This is a genomic window from Microbacterium sp. NPDC055442, from assembly GCF_053644215.1.
Map to the genome: position 1 here is coordinate 35,935 of NZ_JBSHLF010000001.1, position 20,141 is coordinate 56,075.

Annotated in this window: 22 protein-coding genes and 1 other RNA gene; 12 read left to right on the plus strand and 11 right to left on the minus strand. The window is 69.5% G+C overall.

What is annotated here, in order from left to right; all coding sequences use genetic code 11:
• Positions 1-81: 81 nt before the first annotated feature.
• Entirely contained in the window at positions 82-240 is a 159-nt protein-coding gene (locus ACWIBS_RS00190; RefSeq protein WP_376127893.1) for a hypothetical protein, read from the plus strand.
• A 29-nt stretch (positions 241-269) separates the two neighbouring features.
• A complete protein-coding gene (locus tag ACWIBS_RS00195) occupies positions 270-455 on the plus strand; it encodes a hypothetical protein (protein WP_376127891.1) in 186 nt (61 codons plus the stop codon).
• 4 nt (positions 456-459) lie between these two features.
• Here ACWIBS_RS00195 and ACWIBS_RS00200 read toward each other — a convergent pair whose 3' ends face one another.
• Entirely contained in the window at positions 460-762 is a 303-nt protein-coding gene (locus tag ACWIBS_RS00200; RefSeq protein WP_376127889.1) for a DUF427 domain-containing protein, read from the minus strand.
• A 93-nt stretch (positions 763-855) separates the two neighbouring features.
• On the opposite strand from ACWIBS_RS00200, the gene ACWIBS_RS00205 reads away from it, so the two are divergent.
• Positions 856-1,008 carry a hypothetical protein gene (locus ACWIBS_RS00205; protein ID WP_376127887.1) on the plus strand — a complete coding sequence of 51 codons (153 nt, stop codon included), beginning with the start codon at positions 856-858 and terminating at the stop codon, positions 1,006-1,008.
• Here ACWIBS_RS00205 and ACWIBS_RS00210 read toward each other — a convergent pair.
• On the minus strand, positions 1,005-2,408 hold the full coding sequence (locus ACWIBS_RS00210; protein WP_376127885.1) for an aminotransferase-like domain-containing protein: 1,404 nt from the start codon (positions 2,406-2,408) through the stop codon (positions 1,005-1,007). The genes ACWIBS_RS00205 and ACWIBS_RS00210 overlap by 4 nt on opposite strands.
• Here ACWIBS_RS00210 and ACWIBS_RS00215 point away from each other — a divergent pair.
• The gene (locus ACWIBS_RS00215; RefSeq protein ID WP_376127883.1) at positions 2,407-3,333 is read left to right on the plus strand and encodes a DMT family transporter; all 927 of its coding nucleotides are present in this window, start codon (positions 2,407-2,409) and stop codon (positions 3,331-3,333) included. The genes ACWIBS_RS00210 and ACWIBS_RS00215 overlap by 2 nt on opposite strands.
• A gap of 13 nt (positions 3,334-3,346) precedes the next feature.
• Here the strand turns inward: ACWIBS_RS00215 and ACWIBS_RS00220 are convergent, their stop codons facing one another.
• Positions 3,347-5,128, minus strand: a complete 1,782-nt coding sequence (locus tag ACWIBS_RS00220; protein WP_376127881.1) for a siderophore-interacting protein — start codon at positions 5,126-5,128, stop codon at positions 3,347-3,349.
• A 1-nt stretch (position 5,129) separates the two neighbouring features.
• Positions 5,130-6,119 (minus strand): ABC transporter substrate-binding protein, encoded by a 990-nt coding sequence (locus ACWIBS_RS00225; protein ID WP_376127879.1) that lies wholly within the window; start codon positions 6,117-6,119, stop codon positions 5,130-5,132.
• Between the two features lie 141 nt (positions 6,120-6,260).
• Here ACWIBS_RS00225 and ACWIBS_RS00230 point away from each other — a divergent pair, with 141 nt between their 5' ends.
• The 3 genes from ACWIBS_RS00230 to ACWIBS_RS00240 are packed head-to-tail and all read left to right on the plus strand — an operon-like array spanning position 6,261 to position 9,180.
• A complete protein-coding gene (locus tag ACWIBS_RS00230) occupies positions 6,261-7,301 on the plus strand; it encodes an iron chelate uptake ABC transporter family permease subunit (protein WP_376127877.1) in 1,041 nt (346 codons plus the stop codon).
• Positions 7,298-8,377, plus strand: coding sequence for a FecCD family ABC transporter permease (locus ACWIBS_RS00235; protein ID WP_376127875.1), 1,080 nt, complete (start codon positions 7,298-7,300; stop codon positions 8,375-8,377). Before ACWIBS_RS00230 ends, ACWIBS_RS00235 begins: the two co-directional genes overlap by 4 nt.
• Complete coding sequence (locus ACWIBS_RS00240) at positions 8,374-9,180, plus strand: ABC transporter ATP-binding protein (RefSeq protein ID WP_376127873.1); 807 nt, start codon at positions 8,374-8,376, stop codon at positions 9,178-9,180. The genes ACWIBS_RS00235 and ACWIBS_RS00240 overlap by 4 nt, the downstream gene beginning before the upstream one ends.
• A 31-nt stretch (positions 9,181-9,211) precedes the next feature.
• Here ACWIBS_RS00240 and ACWIBS_RS00245 read toward each other — a convergent pair whose 3' ends face one another.
• On the minus strand, positions 9,212-11,335 hold the full coding sequence (locus ACWIBS_RS00245) for a catalase (protein WP_376127872.1): 2,124 nt from the start codon (positions 11,333-11,335) through the stop codon (positions 9,212-9,214).
• Between the two features lie 127 nt (positions 11,336-11,462).
• Here ACWIBS_RS00245 and ACWIBS_RS00250 point away from each other — a divergent pair, with 127 nt between their 5' ends.
• Together ACWIBS_RS00250 and ACWIBS_RS00255 are read left to right on the plus strand one after the other, a co-directional pair.
• Positions 11,463-11,627 (plus strand): hypothetical protein, encoded by a 165-nt coding sequence (locus ACWIBS_RS00250; protein ID WP_376127870.1) that lies wholly within the window; start codon positions 11,463-11,465, stop codon positions 11,625-11,627.
• A gap of 45 nt (positions 11,628-11,672) precedes the next feature.
• The gene (locus tag ACWIBS_RS00255; RefSeq protein WP_376127868.1) at positions 11,673-12,191 is read left to right on the plus strand and encodes a hypothetical protein; all 519 of its coding nucleotides are present in this window, start codon (positions 11,673-11,675) and stop codon (positions 12,189-12,191) included.
• A gap of 2 nt (positions 12,192-12,193) precedes the next feature.
• On the opposite strand, the gene ACWIBS_RS00260 is transcribed toward ACWIBS_RS00255, so the two are convergent.
• Positions 12,194-12,748, minus strand: a complete 555-nt coding sequence (locus tag ACWIBS_RS00260; protein WP_376127866.1) for a helix-turn-helix domain-containing protein — start codon at positions 12,746-12,748, stop codon at positions 12,194-12,196.
• A 69-nt stretch (positions 12,749-12,817) separates the two neighbouring features.
• On the opposite strand from ACWIBS_RS00260, the gene ACWIBS_RS00265 reads away from it, so the two are divergent.
• Positions 12,818-14,323, plus strand: a complete 1,506-nt coding sequence (locus ACWIBS_RS00265; protein WP_376127864.1) for an FAD-dependent oxidoreductase — start codon at positions 12,818-12,820, stop codon at positions 14,321-14,323.
• Positions 14,324-14,423: 100 nt separating this feature from the next.
• On the opposite strand, the gene ACWIBS_RS00270 is transcribed toward ACWIBS_RS00265, so the two are convergent.
• Together ACWIBS_RS00270 and ssrA are read right to left on the minus strand one after the other, a co-directional pair.
• Complete coding sequence (locus ACWIBS_RS00270) at positions 14,424-15,320, minus strand: AlbA family DNA-binding domain-containing protein (RefSeq protein ID WP_376127863.1); 897 nt, start codon at positions 15,318-15,320, stop codon at positions 14,424-14,426.
• Between the two features lie 231 nt (positions 15,321-15,551).
• Positions 15,552-15,921: a transfer-messenger RNA gene (ssrA, locus tag ACWIBS_RS00275) on the minus strand.
• Between the two features lie 136 nt (positions 15,922-16,057).
• On the opposite strand from ssrA, the gene ACWIBS_RS00280 reads away from it, so the two are divergent.
• Both ACWIBS_RS00280 and ACWIBS_RS00285 read left to right on the plus strand, forming a co-directional pair.
• Positions 16,058-16,663: a hypothetical protein gene (locus tag ACWIBS_RS00280; RefSeq protein ID WP_376127861.1), complete on the plus strand. Its 606-nt coding sequence runs from the start codon at positions 16,058-16,060 to the stop codon at positions 16,661-16,663.
• Positions 16,664-16,688: 25 nt separating this feature from the next.
• The gene (locus ACWIBS_RS00285) at positions 16,689-17,360 is read left to right on the plus strand and encodes an SIMPL domain-containing protein (RefSeq protein WP_376127859.1); all 672 of its coding nucleotides are present in this window, start codon (positions 16,689-16,691) and stop codon (positions 17,358-17,360) included.
• Between the two features lie 21 nt (positions 17,361-17,381).
• On the opposite strand, the gene smpB is transcribed toward ACWIBS_RS00285, so the two are convergent.
• The 3 genes from smpB to ftsE form a co-directional block, all read right to left on the minus strand.
• Entirely contained in the window at positions 17,382-17,858 is a 477-nt protein-coding gene (gene smpB, locus ACWIBS_RS00290) for an SsrA-binding protein SmpB (RefSeq protein WP_376127857.1), read from the minus strand.
• An 85-nt stretch (positions 17,859-17,943) separates the two neighbouring features.
• Complete coding sequence (ftsX, locus tag ACWIBS_RS00295; RefSeq protein WP_376127855.1) at positions 17,944-18,858, minus strand: permease-like cell division protein FtsX; 915 nt, start codon at positions 18,856-18,858, stop codon at positions 17,944-17,946.
• Complete coding sequence (ftsE, locus tag ACWIBS_RS00300; RefSeq protein WP_376127853.1) at positions 18,855-19,973, minus strand: cell division ATP-binding protein FtsE; 1,119 nt, start codon at positions 19,971-19,973, stop codon at positions 18,855-18,857. The genes ftsX and ftsE overlap by 4 nt, the downstream gene beginning before the upstream one ends.
• Between the last annotated feature and the right edge of the window lie 168 nt (positions 19,974-20,141).

The following is a 20,141-nucleotide window of genomic DNA, read 5'->3' on the forward strand; positions in this document are numbered from 1 at the left end:
ACACGCGCGGCCATGAGCATGAGAGGTCGGACCGTGTCAACCCGTGGACGCCGCGAGACGGGCTCGGAGAGCATGGAACGCATGACCGGACTCGCCATCATCCTGCTGATCATCGGACTCGTGCTGCTGTTCTTCGGCATCTTCGTGGAAGCCGTGAAGTTCTTGCTCTGGGTGGGCATCGTGATCCTCGTGATCGCCGTCATCGCCTGGCTCATGCGGTTCATCAGACGCCAGACGTGATGCCCGAGACCCGACCCGGAGGAGACACCATGTCCAACGACGCCTTCCCCCCTGAAGGGCCCGACTCGACGCACGCGGATTCGGGCGACCCGAACCGAGACCGCGCGGACCTCGCCGACATGCCGCCGACCGAGGTCGACGACGACGCCGTCCGTGCGAACACCTCCGACGCGGACGACGACGCCGGAACGGACGCCGACGCGGCCCGCTCCTGAACGCTCAGTCCTCCACCGTGACCTGCGGCGCGAAGGCCACATAGCCCGCGAAGTCCCGCCCGACCCGCTCCACGGCGCTCGGGAACAGATCCGGATACGCCCAGGCGAGATCGTCGTGCTGCTCGCCGTCGACCACCACGTGGTAGTACTGCGCCGCGCCCTTCCACGGGCACGTGTACGGCGTGGGACTCTCGACGAGCGCGCCGTCGCTGATGCTCGCCGGTGGGAAATACCAGTTGCCCTCGATCCGCACGAGGTCGTCCTGCTCGGCCTCGGCGATCACGGTTCCGTCCAGCGTTGCGCGCATGCGTCGCTCCCTTCGTCTGCTTCGACACTTGTCGCCCGCGCCGTCCGACGTCAACCCCTTGCTCTCCGCACGCGTATCGGTTGGGCTCGAGACATGGACGACAGATCGATCCCCCGTGAGCCGGGGCCCGAACCCGACACGACGGATGCCGCCGAGCCCGACGACACCGACGCTCGACTCGAACCCGAGGACGCGCCGGCGATCCTCGACGAAGAGGGCCAATCCGTCGACTCGGTCGAGATCTAGGCGGCGAGGGCCTCGCCGATGAGACGAGCTGCGGAGTCGAAAGCGCCTGGATTCGGGCCCGCGAAGTTGAGCCGGATGTAACTCCCGGTCGGCTCGGCGGGGAACCATTCGTCGCCGGCTGCGATGAGCACGCCGCGCGCTTCGCTCTCCTTCACCAGGCGGGCGAGATCGGTTCCGTCGTCAAGGCGGACCCAGAGATTCAGCCCGCCTCCTGGAATCACCTCGATGGTCGCGCCGGGGATGTGTGCGCCGACCGCGTCGACGAGCAGGTCTCTGCGCGCTGCGAGCTGTTGCCGGAGCCCCCGCAGGTGTGTGCGCCAGGCCGGCTGAGTGACGACATCCAGCGCGGCGGCCTGCAGGACGCCGCTGACGTACATCGTCTGGGCCTGCAACTCCGCCAGGAGCCGCTCCCGGACGGGGCCGCGCGCGATCACCGCTGCGACGCGGATGGCGGGCGACACGCTCTTGGTGAGGGACCGGACATAGACGACGTGCCCGTGGTCGTCGCGTGCCGCCAGCGATGCGGCATCCGACGTGATGCCGAAATCGTGCGCCCAGTCGTCCTCGATGAGGAACGCGCCGTGGGACCGAACGATGTCGAGCACGGCATCCGCGTGCGATCGTCGCCATTGCACACCGGTCGGATTGGCGAAGGTGGGCTGCGCGTAGAACCCGCGTGCACCGGTCTCGACGAACGCCCTCTCGAGCGCGTCGAGGTCGGGGCCGTCGGCACCGGTCGGGACAGGAACGAGGGTCACCCCGACCTGGCTCGCCGCGAGGATCGCGCCCCAGTACGTCGGCGATTCGACCAGCAGAGTGCCGCCGGGACCGACAATGCTGCGGAACAGCGATCCGAGACCGAGTTGACTCCCGGGCAGGATGATCACGTCACGCGCCGTGGGCGCGGCGAGCTCCGCGGACGTCTGGCGAGCGAGCTCCGCGGCGAACCAGGACCGCAGTTCGAACATCCCCGCCGACGGCGGCCGCTCCACTGCCGCATCGCTGCGCGCGGCCCGGGTGAGCGCGGATCGGACGAGCTGCTCGGGCAGGAGCTCGCGGTCGGGATAACCGGAATGCAGCGAGATCACCTCCGGCACGGTCGGCCGCAACGCTGTCGAGACCGTCGACAGCGTCGCGGGGGGCGGCCCGAGCGCCGCGGTCTGCCAGCCGTAGTCGTGGGCGCGCGCACGACGGACCGTCCGGACGAACGCGCCGACGCCGGGGCGCGTCTCGATGAGTCCGTGCCGTGAGAGGGTCCGCAGCGCCTTCTGCACCGTGACGGGGCTCACCGAATGGCGCACGGTCAGGTCACGGGTCGAGGGCAGCCGGGCTCCGGGCGCGGCAGCCGAAATCCACGCGCGCAGATCCGCCGCGACGCGCTCACTGCTACTCTCTTCCATGACGCACAAGAGTAGCGCTATCGCATATCCCCCGCAGCCGGTACTCCGCGCCCGGAGTGGCCTGGCGTGGGGGCTCCTCGGAGTCGTCGCGTTCTCGTTCACCGTGCCGCTCACCCGCCTCGCCGTCGAAGGCGAGAGGATGTCGCCGCTCTTCGTGGGCAGCGGACGCGCCGTGATCGCCGCTGCTCTCGCGGCAGCCGCCTTGCTTCTCACACGTCAACGCGCGCCGCGCGGCCGGGAGTGGCTGAGCGTGGCCATCGTGGCCGCAGGAGCTGTCGCGGGCTTTCCGCTGCTGACGTCGTTCGCGCTCACCACGGCCCCTGCGAGCCACGGTGCCGTCGTCATCGCGCTCCTTCCGGCGACGACAGCCGTCGTCGCCGTGCTTCGCACACGCGAACGTCCGTCGCGGTCGTTCTGGATCGCGGCAGCCCTGGGTGCCGTGGCCGCCGCCTGGTTCGCGACGATCCAGGGCGGCGGATTCGGAAGCATCCACGGCACAGATGTGCTGCTGTTCAGCGCGGTGATCCTCTGTGCCGTGGCGTACGCCGAAGGCGGAGTGCTGTCGAGGACGCTGGGGTCGTGGCAGACGATCTCGTGGGCGCTCGTCGTCGCGTCACCGGTGATGGCGGTGCTGACCGGGGTCGCGGTCGTCGAGCAGCCGCCCACCGCGACCGTCATCGAATGGGCCTGCTTCGCCTATCTCGGCGTCGTGAGCATGTTCCTGGGTTTCTTCGCGTGGTATCGCGGCCTCGCCATCGGTCCCATCGCGCAGGTCAGTCAGGTGCAGCTCGTGCAGGCCGTCCTGAGCATCGTGTGGGCGGCCCTGCTGCTGGGCGAGCGAGTCACGTGGACGACACTCCTCGGCGCCGCCGCCATCATCTCGTGCGCACTGATCGCGGTGCGATCGCGCAACCGCACGGGGTGATCGGCGCCGTCGATCAGCGCTCGAGCACGGTCGCCTCGACGCCCCAGCCCAGCGGGACGACGCGCGAGACGCGCCAACCGGCGGCACCCGCGAGGGCGCCGATCGCGTCGGCGTCGCGGGGCGGCGAACCGGTGGCGGCGAAGACGTGCAGCGCTTCCTCGTCGGCGTGCGGGTTCAACCCGTCGGGACGGGAATCCTCGATGACGACGGCCACGCGCGTGACGCCCGCCAGTTCGGCGAGCAGAACGGATGCCTCGGTGTCGGTCCGGTGCGCGAGCGCGCGCGCCGCGACGGCGAGATCGACGGATGCGCCGGCCCCGGAGTCACGCTCGATCCAGCTGATCTCCGTGAGATCGTCGGCTTCGGACCTCAGGGCGGCGAGGGCGGTGGCGGATTCCCAGATGTCGACGCGAGGGTTCCGCTCCGAGGCGGTGAGCGCATCGGCCACGAGCACGGCGCCCGGTCCCGTCAGCCGGACCGACCTGGCGGCATCCCATACGGGGTCGGCCATCAGCCCGTCGAGCAGGTAGGCGAGTGCGCCGGCCTCGTGCACGAGTTCGTCGTACCGCGCGGGGTCGGAGCGGGCCCAGTCATCGAGGGTCGTCCCGTGATACTCGGCCCACGGAGAGGTTCCGGTCCGCACGGCGGGCGCGAACGACGCCAGTGCGAGCAGCCGGTCGGCTTCGAGACCGTCGTACTCTTCGCGTTCGTGCTCGTCGGCGATGAGCTCTTCACCGAGGGCCCCCAGGTGCAGTTCGGCGGGGTCCCCACGCAGCACTCCGTGCGTGACCAGGGTGCCCAAGAGCAGGTCGAGGTCGCGACGCGCCAGTGCGCAGCGTGCCGCCACGTCGGTGGCCGACAGGCCCGGTGCATCCGCCACGGCGTCGACGATTCCCGTCTGCAGCGCGGCGCGGACCGTCAGCCACACGAGCGGAGACACCACCGGCGGCAGCTCCGCGTCGCTCGCCGCGCCGCCGTCCGCGACCGTCTGGGGCTCGGCATGCCAGTAGCCGGTCACGTTGATGTGGGCCTTGGGAAGGCCGAGCTCGCGCGAGAGGAAGCGGCGGGCGGGCAGCAGCGCGCGGCTCTCGCCCGCGAGCCACGCATACAGCCCGGTACCGTCGTCGCCGCACGCCCGCCGCACGATGTCGTCCAACGCGCCGGCGTCGGTGGCATCCGCCTCGATCCACTCCAGGGTGTCCTCCGCACGCACAGCGAGCTGCTGCCGTGCCGAGGGGTCTCCGATCATCACGGCGATCGTCGCGGGCACCTCGATAGGGCGCTCGTCGAGGAACCGGCCGATCGCCGGCAGAGCGGTCTCGTCGCCCACGAGCACGATGCGGGAGACGTCATCGGGAAGGATCGTCGACGACTTCGGCCCGACGAACCACAGGTCATCCCCCACCGCGGCGCGCATCGCCCACGATGCCGCGGGTCCGTCGCCGTGCAGCACGAAGTCGAGGTCGACCTCGACCGCGCCGTCGTCGTCGACACGCACGGCGCGCGGCGTGTAGTCGCGGCCCTCCCGCGTCTGACTCGGCCCCCACTCGATGCCGTGCTCGACCTGCTCCGGAAGGGCGGCGGTCACATCGCCGTCCGACGCGAAGATCAGCTTCACATGGTCGTCGAAGCCGGGGGCGGCGAACGCGGGGTGCCGCCATGCACCGCGGTCGAACGCGGCGAGCTGCTCACCGCCGATCGTGACGCGGCGCATCCGCGGGGTCACGTCGGTGACGCGACGCACCTGTACGCGGCGGACGACGAGCGGATGCGTCGAGAATGCGCGCTGGGCCATGTCAGGAGAACCGCTCCTCGATGATGTCCAGCAGCGCCAGCGCCTCGTCGTAGTCGCCGCGCAGCACCCAGTACGGAAGCACATGCACGCTGTCGCTCTGGAAGGCCGGGAGCGCGGCGTACACGGGGTTCGCCCGCAGCGCGTCGAGGTCGGCGAAGTCGCCGTTGAAGCCCATGACGAAGACGGTCGGCTGGGTGATCGTCTGGCCGACCTGCTCCGTGGAGAGCTCGAACATGTCGCCGCCCCCGCCGTACACCTCGAAGCCGCCGTCGGCGAAGATCGGAGCGGGCTCGATGCCGACCTCGGTGAACTCGGTCGGCAGGCCGAGCGACTCGACGAGCGCGTACGCCGTGCCGTCCGACGTCATGGCGAGGAAGGCCGATGGCGCCTCGGGCGGCGTGATCGCCGCGGCGACCTCCGAGGCGCGCGCGCTATAGGTCGCCAGCGCCTCCTGATATTCGGCGTCGCGCTGGAAGACGCCGGCGAGGAACTCGAACTGCGCGCGCCAGTCGCCGAGATCGCGCCCGACGAGGACGGTCGGCGCGATGTCGCTCAGCTCGTCGTAGACCTCTTCGGCCTGCGCGAGGGGGAAGCCGATGCCTCCGCCGATGATGAGGTCGGGGTCGGTCGCGAGGATCGCCTCGAGGTCGAATCCGTCGACGCTCCACGGCAGGAACTCCGTGCCGTCGTCCTCGGCGTCGTCGGCCCAGAACTCCGAGTAGGTCCCCTCGGACTGGTTCGCATCCTCGGGGATCGTCGCGGTCACGGGCACGTCGAGGTTGTAGAGGTATCCCGCCAGCGCGTAGTTGAGCACGACGATGCGCTGCGGGTCGTCGGGAACCTCGACATCGCCGTAGTCCGTCGTCACGGTGTGCGTCGTGCCCGCGGCATCCGGCGTCTCGGTCTCGGGCGCGTCGGATGATGCGGCGCAGCCCGTCAGGCCCAGGACGGCGACGAGGGCGATTGCGGCGAGCGGACGAGCGGTGTGCATGGGGCCTCGCAGTGTGGGATGTTCGATGGATGCCACCCCTCGAGGCGGCGAGTAAGGCAAGGCTATGCTTAGCTCTGTCGATTCTGAAAATCGGACACGCGCGGCCGTACCGACCCACCGTGCCCCTCCCCCGGAAACCACATGAGCCTGACGACCGTGCCGCGCCCGACGCGTTCCGCGTCGCCGCGCACAGCGAGACGGCTCATCGCTCTCGCGGGCGCGGTTCTGCTGCTCATCGTCGTCTCGACGGTCAGCCTGGCTGTCGGGTCGGCGATGCTGCCGCTCGACGTCGTCTGGGACGCCTTCTTCGCACCGGACGGGTCGCCGGCGCAGGTCACGGTGACCGAGGCGCGCGTGCAGCGCACGATCCTCGGTGTGCTCGTCGGAGCCGCGCTCGGCGTCGCGGGCGGACTCATCCAGGCACTCACGCGGAACCCGCTGGCCGATCCCGGCATCCTCGGCGTCAACGCGGGAGCCGGATTCGCGATCGTGCTCGGTGTCGCGCTGTTCGGCGTGACCCGCATCGACCAGTACCTGCCGTTCGCCTTCATCGGCGCGATCGCCGCCACGGCGCTGGTCTACCTCATCGCGAGCGGCGGCCGCGGAGCACCGACGCCCGTGCGCCTGACGCTCGTCGGCATCGCCTTCGGCGCCGTGCTCATGGGCGTGACGCAGACGCTCACCCTCATCGACCCCGAGACGTTCGATCGGATGCGCTTCTGGGGCGCGGGGACGATCGCCGACCGCCCCGAGGGCACGGTCGCGACGATCGTGCCGTTCATCGTCGGCGGGCTCATCGTCGCGGCGATCGCGGCCCGTCCGCTCAACGCGCTCGCTCTCGGGGACGAGCTCGCCCGCTCGGTCGGTGTGAAGATCGGGCTCACGCGCCTGCTCGTCGTCGTCGCGGTCACGCTGCTGTGCGGTGCCGCGACGGCGGCCGCGGGGCCGATCTCGTTCGTCGGACTGATGATCCCGCACGCCGTGCGCTGGGTGACGGGGCCCGACTGGCGATGGATCCTCGCGTTCTCGGTCGTGCTCGCCCCGGCCCTCGTCCTGGTCTCCGACATCATCGGCCGGCTCGTCGTCTTCCCCGCCGAGCTGCAGGTCGGTGTCGTGACCGCGTTCGTCGGCGCACCCGTGCTCATCGCACTCGTGCGGCGTTCCCGCGCGAGAGCACTGTGAGTGCGGACAGCGGCGTCCGGGCCGCAGCATCCGGATTCCTCGTCGTGCGCGCGGGCCCGGTCGGATTCCGCACGACGCGCCGGGCGGTCATCGTGGGCGTCGCCATCCTCGTCGTCACGATCGCGCTCGCGGCGTGGGCGCTGACCCTCGGCAGCTTTCCCCTCTCGATCGGCGACATCGTCGCGGCCTTCGCCGGCACGGCCGACGACCGCGTCTCGACGGTCGTGCTCGACTGGCGGATGCCGCGGGTCGTCGGCGCCCTCGTGTTCGGTGCGGCGCTGGGCCTGAGCGGTGCGATCTTCCAATCGCTGACGCGCAATCCGCTCGGAAGCCCCGACATCATCGGGTTCACGACGGGCTCCTACACGGGCGTCGTGGTCGTGCTGTTCCTCGGTGGCGGCGGATACGCCGCGATGGCGTCCGGTGCGCTCGCGGGCGGGCTGCTCACGGCGTTCGCGGTGTACGTGCTCGCGTTCCGGCGCGGCGTGCAGGGGTTCCGGTTCATCGTGGTCGGCATCGCGGTATCGGCGCTGCTCGCGTCGGTCAACACGTGGTTCTCGGTCAAGGTCGACGTCGATCTCGCACTGCGCGCGGCCGTGTGGGGCGCGGGAAGCCTGGGACTCGTCGATGCGAGGTCGGTGATGCTCGGGGCCATCGTGCTCGCCGTCATCGCCGCGTTCGGTCCGATGGCTCAGCGACGGATGCGACGTCTCGAACTCGGCGACGACGCCGCCGCGATGCTGGGGGTGCCGGTGGAGCGCACGAAGGCGCTCCTCATCGTGCTGGGCGTCGCAGCGATCGCCCTCGTCACGGCGGCCGCGGGACCGATCGCGTTCGTCGCGCTCGCGGCGCCGCAGATCGCGCGGCGCCTGACCGGTCACGGCGCATCCGTCGACCTGCTCGGATCCGCGCTCGTCGGAGCCGTGCTGCTGCTGGCCGCCGACGTCGTCGCGCAGCATGCGATCCCCGGCACAGCACTGCCGACGGGCGCTGTCACGGTCTGCCTCGGCGGCGGCTACCTGGTGTGGCTGCTCGCGCGCGAGAGCCGACGCAACCTGCAAGGGAGACCGGCATGACCGGAGTCGACAGGATCACGACGGGACGCCTGTCCGCGCGAAGCCTGAGCGCGGGATACGGAGAACGCGCCGTGCTCGCGAACCTCGATCTCGACGTGCTGGACGGCGAGCTCACGGTCATCGTGGGACCCAACGCGTGCGGCAAGTCGACGCTGCTGCGCTCGCTCGCGCGTCTGATCGCGCCCACGAGCGGGCACGTGCTGCTCGACGGCGACGACATCCGACGGCTGCCGACGAAAGAGGTCGCGCGTCGCGTCGGACTGCTGCCGCAGACCTCGATCGCCCCCGAGGGAATCACGGTCGCTGATCTGGTCGGCCGGGGGCGGTATCCGCACCAGTCGCTGCTGTCATCGTGGTCGACGCAGGACGAGCGGGTCGTGGATGCCGCGATGGCGGCCACCGACGTGACAGATCTCGCGTCGCGGCACGTCGACGAACTGTCGGGCGGTCAGCGCCAGCGCGTGTGGATCGCGATGGTGCTCGCCCAGGAGACGCCGGTCGTGCTGCTCGACGAACCCACGACGTTCCTCGACATCGGGCATCAGCTCGATGTGCTCGAACTCGTGTCGACGCTGCGCGCGCAGGGCCGGACGGTCGTCGCGGTGCTGCACGAGATCAATCACGCCGCCCGTTACGCGACGCACCTCGTCGCGATGCGCGACGGACGCATCCTCGCGCAGGGTCGCCCGCGCGACATCCTCGACGAGGCACTCGTGCGCGAGGTCTTCGGTGTCGAGGCCCGGGTGTTCCCCGACCCCGACACGGGCGCGCCGGTCGTGCTCCCCCGCCGCGCCGTGCGCTGAGCGGTCCCGCAGGTTCTGCGACCGGAGCGCCTCAGAGCCGATCCCAGACACGGTGCCTCGTGAGCAGGTCGAGCATGCCGTCCACGATCGTCGAGGCGGAGCCCGTGAGAACACCCGCCGCACCGCCGTCGATCCGCGCCTCGGTGAGCACGGACGCACCCGCGTCGGTCGCGCCGATCGCCTTGCCGTGTCGGAAGGCCTCTTCGAACGCGCGCACGATCTCGGGCACGGTCGAGGGTGCGAGCGCGATGATGCCGTCGAGCTCGATGCTGGCCACCGTGTCGGCACTGCGTTGGATCGGGATGTCGCCGAGCGTTCCGCCGTGCTCGGCGATGACGAGCGGCGTGACGTCTTTCGCGTGCAGCGCCTCGCGAACGGCCTGCACCTCGGCGAGGTCGGCATCGGGGCCGGCGAGGATTCCGATGGTGCGTCCATCGACCGGCCACGTGCGGCCGATCATGCTGACCGCGGGGCTCGGCTCGACGTCGCCGAGGACGGCGGATGCGGCGGGCGCGGGCAGACCGAGGGCATCCGCGACGGTCTGGCACAGATCGGCGTCGATGTTCGCGAGCGCGGCGAGCTGGCGTTCCTTGATCGCCTGTTCGTAGCATTTGCCGAGCTCGAACGCGTAAGCGCCCGCGACGTGCTCCTGCTCGATCGGCGTCAGGGAGAGGTAGAAGAGCCGCGCCTGTGAGAAATGGTCGTCGAAGCTCGCGGCCTTGTCCCGCGTGATCGCGGCCTCGGGCACGACGGTCGGCACGTCGATGAACGCACCGTCGGCCGTGCCGGCGCGGAAGGGGCATCCGCCGTCGAGGGAGTTGGGGTGGTACGGCGCGACACCGCCGTGGACCGCGGTCTGGTGCATCCCGTCGCGAAGCATGTCGTTGACGTCGGCGTGCGGGCGATTGATCGGCAGCTGGGCGAAGTTCGGTCCGCCGAGCCGCGAGAGCTGCGTGTCGAGGTACGAGAACAGCCTGCCCTGCAGCAGCGGGTCGTTCGTCACGTCGATGCCGGGCACGAGGTGGCCCGGGTGGAAGGCGACCTGCTCGGTCTCGGCGAAGTAGTTCGTCGGATTCGCGTCGAGCGTCATGGTTCCGATGATCTGCAGCGGAGCGAGTTCTTCCGGCACGAACTTGGTCGGATCGAGCAGGTCGATGCCGGCGAAGGTCTCATCCGGGGTGTCCGGCAGCACCTGGATCGCGAGGTCCCACTGCGGGTGGGCGCCCGCCTCGATCGCGTCGGCGAGGTCGCGTCGATGGAAGTCCGGGTCTTTGCCGCCGGCCATCTGCGCCTCTTCCCAGACGAGCGCGTGCGTGCCGAGCTTGGGCCGCCAGTGCAGTTTGACCAGGACGGTGTCGCCCGCCTCGTTCACCATCCGGAAGGTGTGGACGCCGAAGCCCTCCATCATCCGATACGACCGAGGGATGCCGCGATCAGACATGTTCCACATGACGTGGGCCTGCGCCTCGGTGTGCAGCGAGACGAAGTCCCAGAACGTGTCGTGCGCCGCCGTCGCCTGCGGGATCTCGCGATCGGGATGCGGTTTGACCGAGTGCACGATGTCGGGGAACTTGATGCCGTCCTGGATGAAGAAGACGGGCATGTTGTTCGCGACGAGGTCGTAGACGCCCTCGGACGTGTAGAACTTCGTCGCGAACCCGCGGGTGTCGCGGGCGGTGTCCATCGACCCGCGTGATCCGACGACGGTCGAGAATCGCACGAAGACGCGCGTCTTCTCACCCGCACGCAGGAACGCGGCGCGGGTGACCGACTCGGCGGCACCGTTGGCCGTGAACGTGCCGTGCGCGGCGGCGCCGCGGGCGTGCACGACCCGCTCGGGGATGCGCTCGTGGTCGAAGTGCATGATCTTCTCGCGCAGGTGGTGGTCCTGCATGAGCACGGGCCCGCGCGGTCCGGCGCGCAGCGAGTGATCGGTGTCGCGCAGTCGGGTGCCCTGCGCCGTCGTGAGCCACTGGCCCTGCTGCGCGTTCGTCTCGACCGGTGCTCCGGTGGCAGCACCCGTAGGCGACCGGGTTTCGGGCCCGGACTGATCAGCTTTCGGGGGAAGCGGACCGCGCGGCGTCTCGGGCTCGGGCAGCGAAGGCGACTCGGATGCGGGGGCTCCGGGAATGGGCGGGTGGGCGTCGTTGCTCATGGTCGTCATGGTCCCTGGGTCGTATCGGCCCGGAGCCGGGAGACTGCCGGGGTCGGACAGGTCCCCCGAGGTTAGGCACGACGGCGCGGCTCGCTCCAGCGGGTTGACTCACCGGAAGTGCTCCCCTATGCGTCACTTCCGCGTGTGGACCTGGGTGCCTGTTCTCGGCATCGCATCGTGCATCCTGCTGCTGACCCCGCAGCGCCCCCTCGTGTGGCTCTTCGCGGGGGTGTTGCTCGCGATCGGCGTCGACTTCCTCGCCCGCTGGGGCCGGGCTCGCAGCGATCGGTAGACCGCTGCCGTAGACGTCATCATGGCTGCGCCCTAGATTCGGCACATGATCGTGAGGATGCTGGCGGTCGACCCGCTCGATGTCATCGGCGCCGTCGTCGTGCCGGTCGTGGCGATCCTGGTGAGCACGGGCATCGCGGTCTGGCTCGCGCGTCGCGAGCGCACGGCGAGCGAGCGTGCGCACACCCGCGTCGAGATCGTCGCGCTCGTGCGAGCGCTCACCGATCTCGAACGCACCGCGGCCCGGAACGACCACGATGGCGCGCGAGAGGCCTCGGTGCGCTTCTCGTCGACCCTGAACGCGTTCACGGCGCACCTCGAGAAGAAGGATCTCGCCGTGCCGCGTTATCTCGCGATCGTCATGAACCGGGGCATCGAGACCGGTGACCTCGAGAAGATCGGCCGGACCGCACTCTTCCTCAGCAACTGCGTCGATTCGTGGCTGCGCGGCACGGTGACATCCGCGCAGTTCGCGCAGCACACTCCCCCGGACACCAACGAGGTCTGGCAGGACGACGTCGATCTGGCCGGATGGGCTCAGGCGATCGGCATCGAGACCCGCTGATGTCAGACGGCGCCGTGCGTGTGCATGCGCTCGCCGTCGGCGTTGAAGATGCTCAGCACCTCGGCGGGGCGCGAGCCCGCGGCGCTCAAGGCATGCGGCGTGCGGGTGTCGAATTCGGCGGCCTCGCCGCGCGCGAGCACGAGATCCTGCGCGCCCAGCCGCAAGCGGAGCCGGCCGCTCAGGACATAGAGCCACTCGAACCCGTCGTGCACCTGAAGATCCGGCAGCTCGGTCACGGGCGGGTAGGTGATCTTGAAGGTGCTGACGGGCGAGTCCTCGAGCGCCAGCGGTGCGATCACGAGCCCGTTGCGCCGGATCACCGGCCGCCGCACACGCGGATCGGCGGACTCGTCGCGCACGAGGTCGTCGATCCGGATCCCGAGCTGGCGCGTCACGGGCAGAAGCAGTGCGAGGCTCGCCTGACGCTTGCCGGACTCGAGCCGCGACAGCGTGCTCACCGACATGCCAGACCGCGTCGCGACCTCTTCGAGCGTGAGCGCCTTGGCCTGTCGGACGTCGCGCAGGCGCCGTCCCACGTGTGCGAGTTCATCCGTCACGGATCCTCCTCTTTGCCATTTCGGCAAACGCGATTGCCAATCAGCAGTCTGCCATGCACGCTATGAGGCATGGAACAGTGGGATGCCCTCGTGATCGGAGCCGGCGCGGCCGGTCTCAGCGCCGCGCAGATGCTCGGCCGGTCGCGCCGACGGACGCTCGTCATCGATGCGGGATCGCCGCGCAACCGCTTCGCGGCGCATGTGCACGGCGTGCTGGGACAGGACGGCACGCCGCCGGCCGAGCTCCTGCACCGGGGCCGCGTCGAGCTCGATCCCTATGGAGTCGTCGTGCGCGCAGCATCCGTTCTTCGCGTCGAAGAGCACCCGATGGGTGTCACGGTCGCACTCGACGACGGCCGCAGGGAGTCCGCGCGAACCCTCGTCGTCGCGACGGGGATCACCGATGATCTGCCGGACATCCCGGGACTCGCCGAGCGCTGGGGTACCGGCGTGCTGCACTGCCCGTACTGCCACGGGTGGGAGGTCCGCGATCGCCGGTTGGGCGTGCTGATCGTTTCGCCGCTTCAGGCGCACCAGGCGCAGCTCGTGCGGCAGTGGAGCGACGACATCGTCGTCTTCGGCGGCGTCGAGCCCGATGTCGAACGGCGATTGCGTGCGCGGGGCGTCGAGATCGTGACCGATCCGGTCGTCGAGGTGCTCGGCGACGGCGCCGACGTCACGGGCGTCCGGCTGCGCGACGGCCATACGGTGCCCGTCGACGCGATCTTCACGATGGGCGGCGCTTCACCGCACGACGGATTCCTCGCCGGTCTCGACCTCGAACGCACCGAAACCCCGTTCGGCGCGTTCCTCGCGGTGGATGCCACGGGCCGGACGAGCTCCCCGCGCATCTGGGCTGCCGGCAACGTCGTGAGCCCGATGGCGAACGTGCCGCAGTCGATGGGCGCGGGAGCCATGGCCGGCGCCGCTGTCAACGGCGCGCTCGTCGACGAGGATTTCGCGAGTGCGGTGGAGTCGCCGGCCGAACATTGGGAGGAGCGCTACGCCACCCCGATGTGGTCGGGGCGACCGAACCGCACGCTGGTCGACGTCGCCTCCGGACTCGACCCCGGCCGCGCGCTCGATCTCGGCTGCGGCGAGGGCGCCGACGTGATCTGGCTCGCCGAGCAGGGGTGGGATGCCACGGGCCTCGACATCTCGTCGACCGCGGTGGAGCGGGCTCGGGCCGCGGCCGACGAGGCCGGGGTGGCGGCGCGCTTCGAGGTCGCGGATCTGAGCAAGTCGGTGACCGAGGGCTCGTACGACCTCGTCACCGCGTCGTTCTTCCACTCATCGGTCGAGCTGGACCGCACTGGCGCGCTGCGGCGGGCGACGGATCTCATCGCGCCGGGTGGGCGCTTGCTGATCGTCTCGCACGGCGGTCCCCCGCCGTGGACAGGGCCCGGTCACGACCACGTGTTCCTCTCGCCCGCTGACGAACTCGCCGCGCTCGCGCTCGACGCGGCTGCGTGGATCACCGAACTCGCTGAAATCCGGACTCGCGAGGTGACCGCCCCCGACGGCTCAGCCTCGACGCTCGACGACACCGTCGTGCTGGTGCGCCGGCGGGTGTGAGCCGCGGCAGGGGTGCCGGCGTTCTCAGCGCGCCGCTCGACGAACGGGGGCGGGAGCCGTTCGGGTGCCGTCTAGAGGTCGAACCTCCCCCGTGGTGCCCTCACCTGTTGCCGGAGAAGCGGACCGCGGCGCGCACCTGAGCGGCGGCGCTCGCGCCGAGTCCGAGCGGCCAGCGCTGCATGATGTATGCCGCAGCATCATCCACAGTCAGCTGCCGGGTGGAGTTCCCGACGCGAACCCATAGTTCAGGCGGCACATTCCTGCCGGGTCGCAGGTACACCGGCGACGGTGACGCAGTCATCTGCACCCGGCAGACGGTGCGGGCGGGCTCGCCGTCGACCTCCGCGAAGTCGACCTCCACGAGGGCGGCGGCAGCCGTCCCGAGCGTCGTCGTGATCAGATCACGCAGCCACAACTCGAACCGATCGACATCCGGGGTCTTCAGCGTCGCCAGGTCGGAGTCGAGCCCGAGGGGCGTTCCGTGATCGTCGACACCGATGAGCAGCACACCACCATCCGCGTTGAGGAACGCCGCAGCCGTCTTGGCGACCACGTGCTCCATCCGCTCGTCCTTCTGACCGGTGCGGAGATTGACGCGGGCGGTGGACTTGAACTCGATGGTGCCCGACTCCCCTGCCATGAGCAACTCGGCCACAGTGGCACGCACCGGCTTCTGCAAATGCGCGGCAGCCGCCCCATAGCCCGCGATGAACAGGATCGACACGCCCAGCGGCAGGATCAACGCGAGCGGGCTGCTGAGGTGCGGATCCGGCGCGACCAGATCGGCGAGCAGGAGCCCCGCAACGATTCCGATGATCGACAACACGATGGCCGTCGACCAGCGCAGCCGCGCACGACGACGCAAGAGCAAACGCGCGGCACCCGAGAACCCCCAGGCAAGGAGGAGGGCGACCAGGATCGCTACACCGACCACCCACAGCGGCACCCGGGAGAGGATGTCTCCGTCCACAGTCAGCTTCATCTCCTCGCGCAGCAACAGACGTTCCCATTCAACCTAGGGCCAATCGGACACTCACCGTTCTCTTCGACTAGCGGGTGCCGCACGCAGGGGCGTCAGCACGATCCCGACCCTCCGCAGGTGCTGAGGGTGAGCCCCGAAAGTGCGGGCACACTGTGGGTCGCGAAGCGGCGCCGGGCGCAAGCAAACGAAAAGGGCCAGAAATCCGCGTGGTTCCGCGGGCTTCTGACCCTCTTCCGTGACAGCGGCTTGTGGAGATGGGGGGAATCGAACCCCCGTCCATCGCTGAGTCTCCGCGCATTCTCCGGGCGCAGTCTGTGCAGACGTTCTACTCGGCCCCGACCTTTGTCACAGACAACTAAGTCGACAAGCCCAGCCTGGGAAGAGTCCCGCGTGACGTCCAGACGCCGTCACACAGCAAGATTCCTAGATGACGCCAGGAACCGTGTCGGAATCAGCCACGGCCTGACGGACTATCGGGCTCGCTTATGCAGCGAGGGCGAAGTCGTTGCGCTTTGAATCGGCAACTATAGGTTTGCAGGGAGCGTTCACGAGATAACCCTGCATCCTCGGCCCGCTTCTCGTGGATTCGCAAGCAATGTCGAAACCGATCATCCCCGTGAACCTTCTCTCGAAGGGAACCGCTGTCACTCTGTGGAGTTGTCATTCCCCGGGCGAACCCGAGCATCCCAGGCTACAACAGATCACTCTCCCCCGCCATTCCCGCGGCGCGCTCTGACCGCTACTCTTGCGCCATGAGCCAGCAACGTCGTGGCCGAACTTCTGCAGTGACCGTCGCCCTGTGCCTCGCCTTCGCTCTGGCCGGATGCTCCGCAGGCACTGCGCCCGCGGCATCCACCACTCCTTCTCCCACTGCGACGGCCACGCCTACGCCCACCCCCACCCCGACGCCCAGTCCCGAGCCGCTCGCACTCACGTGCGACACGATCATCACGCCCGAGGCCGTCGCCGACTTCGCCGCGTTCGGCTGGACGGGTCAAGAACGTCCGAACGGACCGTGGACCGTCGGCAGCGAGCCTTTCGAGGACGGCCTGGCGTGCCAGTGGATGCTGGATCACTCGGTCGCCACCGACAACTTCTCGTGGTTCGGATGGGCGCCGATGGATGCCGCGCAGGCGGCCGCCGTCACCAGCTCGCTGACCGACAGCGGCGAATTCCTGTCCGACGAGACGCCCGACGGGGTCTATCTGACGATCGACCCGAGCCTCGCGATGGTGACCGACGAGAACGGCTACGGGATCACGTACCTTCTCGCGGACGGATGGATCGCAGGGGCCGGCACGCGCGCGGAGCTGATGCTCGTGCGCGTGCCCGAGGGGTGGGCGCCGGAGGGCGACTGAACGCAGCCACGCGTAGAGTCTCAGCATGAGCGAAGTGATCATCACCGTCCGCGGAGAGCACGAGACGCGCGTCGCGCCCGAAGAGGCCGTCGCGACCCTCACGGTGCGGACCGAGGGGCCCGAGCGCGGCGACGTCGTCGAGCGGATCTCCGCGCTCACCGCCCCGCTGCGCGACGACCTCGCCGCGCGAAAGCTCGCGGGCGGGCTGGCCGACTGGTCGAGCCAGCGCGTCTCTCTCTGGGCGAACCGCCCGTGGAACAACGAGGGCAAGCAGCTCTCGCTCGTGCATTACGCATCGGTCGAGGTGACGGCCACCTTCACCGACTTCGCGGCGCTGTCGTGGTGGCTCACCGAGGTGGCCGAGCGCGAAGGGGTGCAGATCGACGGGGTCGCCTGGCGCTTGACGCCGAACTCCGAACGGCACGCCGAGGCTGCTGTCGCGGCGGAGGCGGTGCGCGTCGCGGTCGATCGCGCGACGGCCTACGCCTCGGCCGTCGGGCTGACGAAGGTGACCCCCGTCGAGCTCGCCGATGTAGGCCTGCTCACGCGCGGCAGCGACGGAGGCGGGGCGGCTCCCGAGATGCTGCGCATGGCGAAGGCGTCGTTCAGTGCGGATGCCGCGGCTCCGGCTTTCGAGTTCGAGCCCGATGACATCGTGGTCTCTGCCGCGGTCGAGGCGCGGTTCACGGCACAGTGACCCGCGACGGGTGACCGCGGCTCAGTCGCCGAGGCGGTTGCGGGAGCGCATGGCGCGCTCGGCTTCGCGCTTGTCTTCGCGCTCGCGGATCGTCTGCCGCTTCTCGTACTCGCGCTTGCCCTTCGCGACCGCGATCTCGACCTTCGCTCGTCCGTCTGAGAAGTACAGCTTGAGCGGCACGAGCGTATAGCCGCCCGCCGACACGGCGTGCGAGAGCTTCACGATCTCGTCTTTGTGCAGTAGCAGCTTGCGCGTGCGCTTGGCGGCGTGATTCGTCCAGTGCCCCTGCGAGTACTCGGGGATGTGCACCGCATCGAGGAACGCCTCTCCTCCATCGATGTAGGCGTAGCCGTCGGTGAGGTTCGCACGCCCCTGGCGCAGGGACTTCACCTCGGTGCCCGTGAGCACGAGCCCCGCCTCGTACGTCTTCTCGATCGCATAGTCGTGGCGCGCGCGGCGATTGGTCGCCACGACCTGCTCCCCGCGTTCCCTGGGCATGAGTGCTCCTCGATATCGGATGCCGCATCCACCGGTTCGGCGCACGACAGCCCGTCAGTCTATCAACGGAGCGTGCTCGCGAGAATCAGGCGCGTAGCCATCGCCTGATCGCGAAGCCCGCGGACAGCGCCGCGAGGGCGATGCCGATCACGATCAGGATCGGCACGACGAGCCACGCCTCGGTCATCCCGACCCAGGTCGTGACGAAGTTGACGCGGTCGCGCAGGTAGCCGTTGACGCCGAAATGGACACCCGCCAGCACCGTTCCCGACGCGAGCACCGACCCGATGAGCGCGGCGAAGACGCCCTCGAGCACGAACGGTGTCTGGATGAACCGATTGGATGCACCGACCAGGCGCATGATCCCGATCTCTCGTCTCCGGGCGAACGCCGACAATCGGATCGTCGTCGCGATCAGAAGGACCGCGGCGATGAGCATGAGACCCGCGATGCCGACCGCGATATAGGTCGCGACGGTCAGGGCCGCGAACAGCGGCTCGAGGTACTGCATCTCGTCGCGCACCTCTTCGATGCCCGGGGTTCCCGAGAACGCTTCGACGATGACGTCGGATTGGCGCTGGTCGACGAGGTTGATGATGAACGTCTCGTTGAGGCTCTCGGGCGCGACGACGCTCGCGTAGTCCTCGCCGAGCAGGTCGATGACGTTCTGGTAGACCTGTTCGCGATCTTCGAACTCGACGCCGCGGATGAGTCCCGCCAGCGCGGGGCTCTCGAGTTTGGCTTCGACATCGGTCAACTGTTCGGGCGTGGCGACGCCGTCGGTACAGGTCGCCTCGGTCGAGACGTCGGTGCACATGAAGATCTTGACCTGTGCCCGATCGACCCAGAAGTCGCGCATCGTGCCGATCTGCATCTGCATGAGCACGGCGGCGCCGACGAAGGTGAGCGAGACGAACGTGACGAGCACGACGGACACGACCATCGACGCGTTGCGGCGCAGACCAGAGAACGCTTCGGAGAGAATGAGCCCGACCCTCATGATGTCGGCCCCACTTCGTCGTCACGATCCGCGTCGGCAAGCCCCAGCCGGTCGGCGAGGCCGAGCTCCGAGACATCCATCTCGATCGCCTCGACGACGGGAATCGGATTCGTGCGCGGGGTGGTCTGTTCCGGAACGGGCTGCGGCTCGGCGACGGGCGCCGGCGCCGGCTGCTCACCGGCAGGAGCCGTCTCCTCCGCCTGCGCGAGCTGTTCGGCGGACTCGATGATCGCAGCATCCGTCGCCGCCACGGCACGCGCTTCGAGCGCGGGCTCGGCCGCATCGGTCGCGGCGGCGACGGCGGCGTCGACGGCTTCGGAGTCGACGACGCCGGTCTCGACGATCTCGCGGTGCAGCTCGAGCACGGCAGTGAGGGCGGCGACGGCGGCCGCGCCCTTCTCCGGTTCGGGCGCCAGGCTCGGAATGGCCGAGGTGTCGCCGTATCCGCCGTGGCGCTCGTCACGCACCATCTCGCCGTGGCGCAGTTCGATGACGCGCCGCTGCATCTGATCGACGAAGCCGGCCTCGTGGGTCGCCATCACAACGGTCGTCCCACCCGCATTGATGCGCGAGAGCAGCTGCATGATGTCGACGGATGTCGCGGGGTCGAGGTTTCCGGTCGGCTCGTCGGCGAGCAGCACCTGCGGTCGGTTGACGAGCGCCCGCGCGATCGCGACACGCTGCTGCTCACCGCCCGAGAGCTCGTGAGGGAACCGCTTCTCCTTGCCCGCGAGGCCTACGAGCGCGAGCACCTCGGGCACGGCCTGCTGCACGAATCCGCGCGACGAGCCGATCACCTGCAGGGTGAACGCGACGTTCTGGAACACCGTCTTGGTCGGGAGCAGGCGGAAGTCCTGGAACACGGCGCCGATGTGACGGCGGAAATAGGGCACCTTGCGGTTGGACAGCGTGCGCAGATCCCGGCCGAGCACGACGACGCGACCTTCCGAGGGCACCTCCTCGCGAAGGATCAGTCGCAGGCACGACGACTTCCCCGAGCCGGAGGCGCCGACGAGGAAGACGAACTCCCCGCGTTGCACCTCGAAGTCGACTTCGCTCAGGGCGGGCCTCGGGGTGCCACGGAAGCGCTTCGTGACGTTTTCGAACCGGATCATGGCTCATCGAGCCTAAGCGGGCTCGGTGCGGGCGCTCCCAGCGACACCCGAGAGGCGCCATCCGAGTGTTCGGATGACAGCGTGGCACAGACCCCCGCGGCGCTCATCGCTTCCTCCACAGAACGGCACGAAAGACGTTCTCCACAGATTTTCGAAATGACCTCGGAT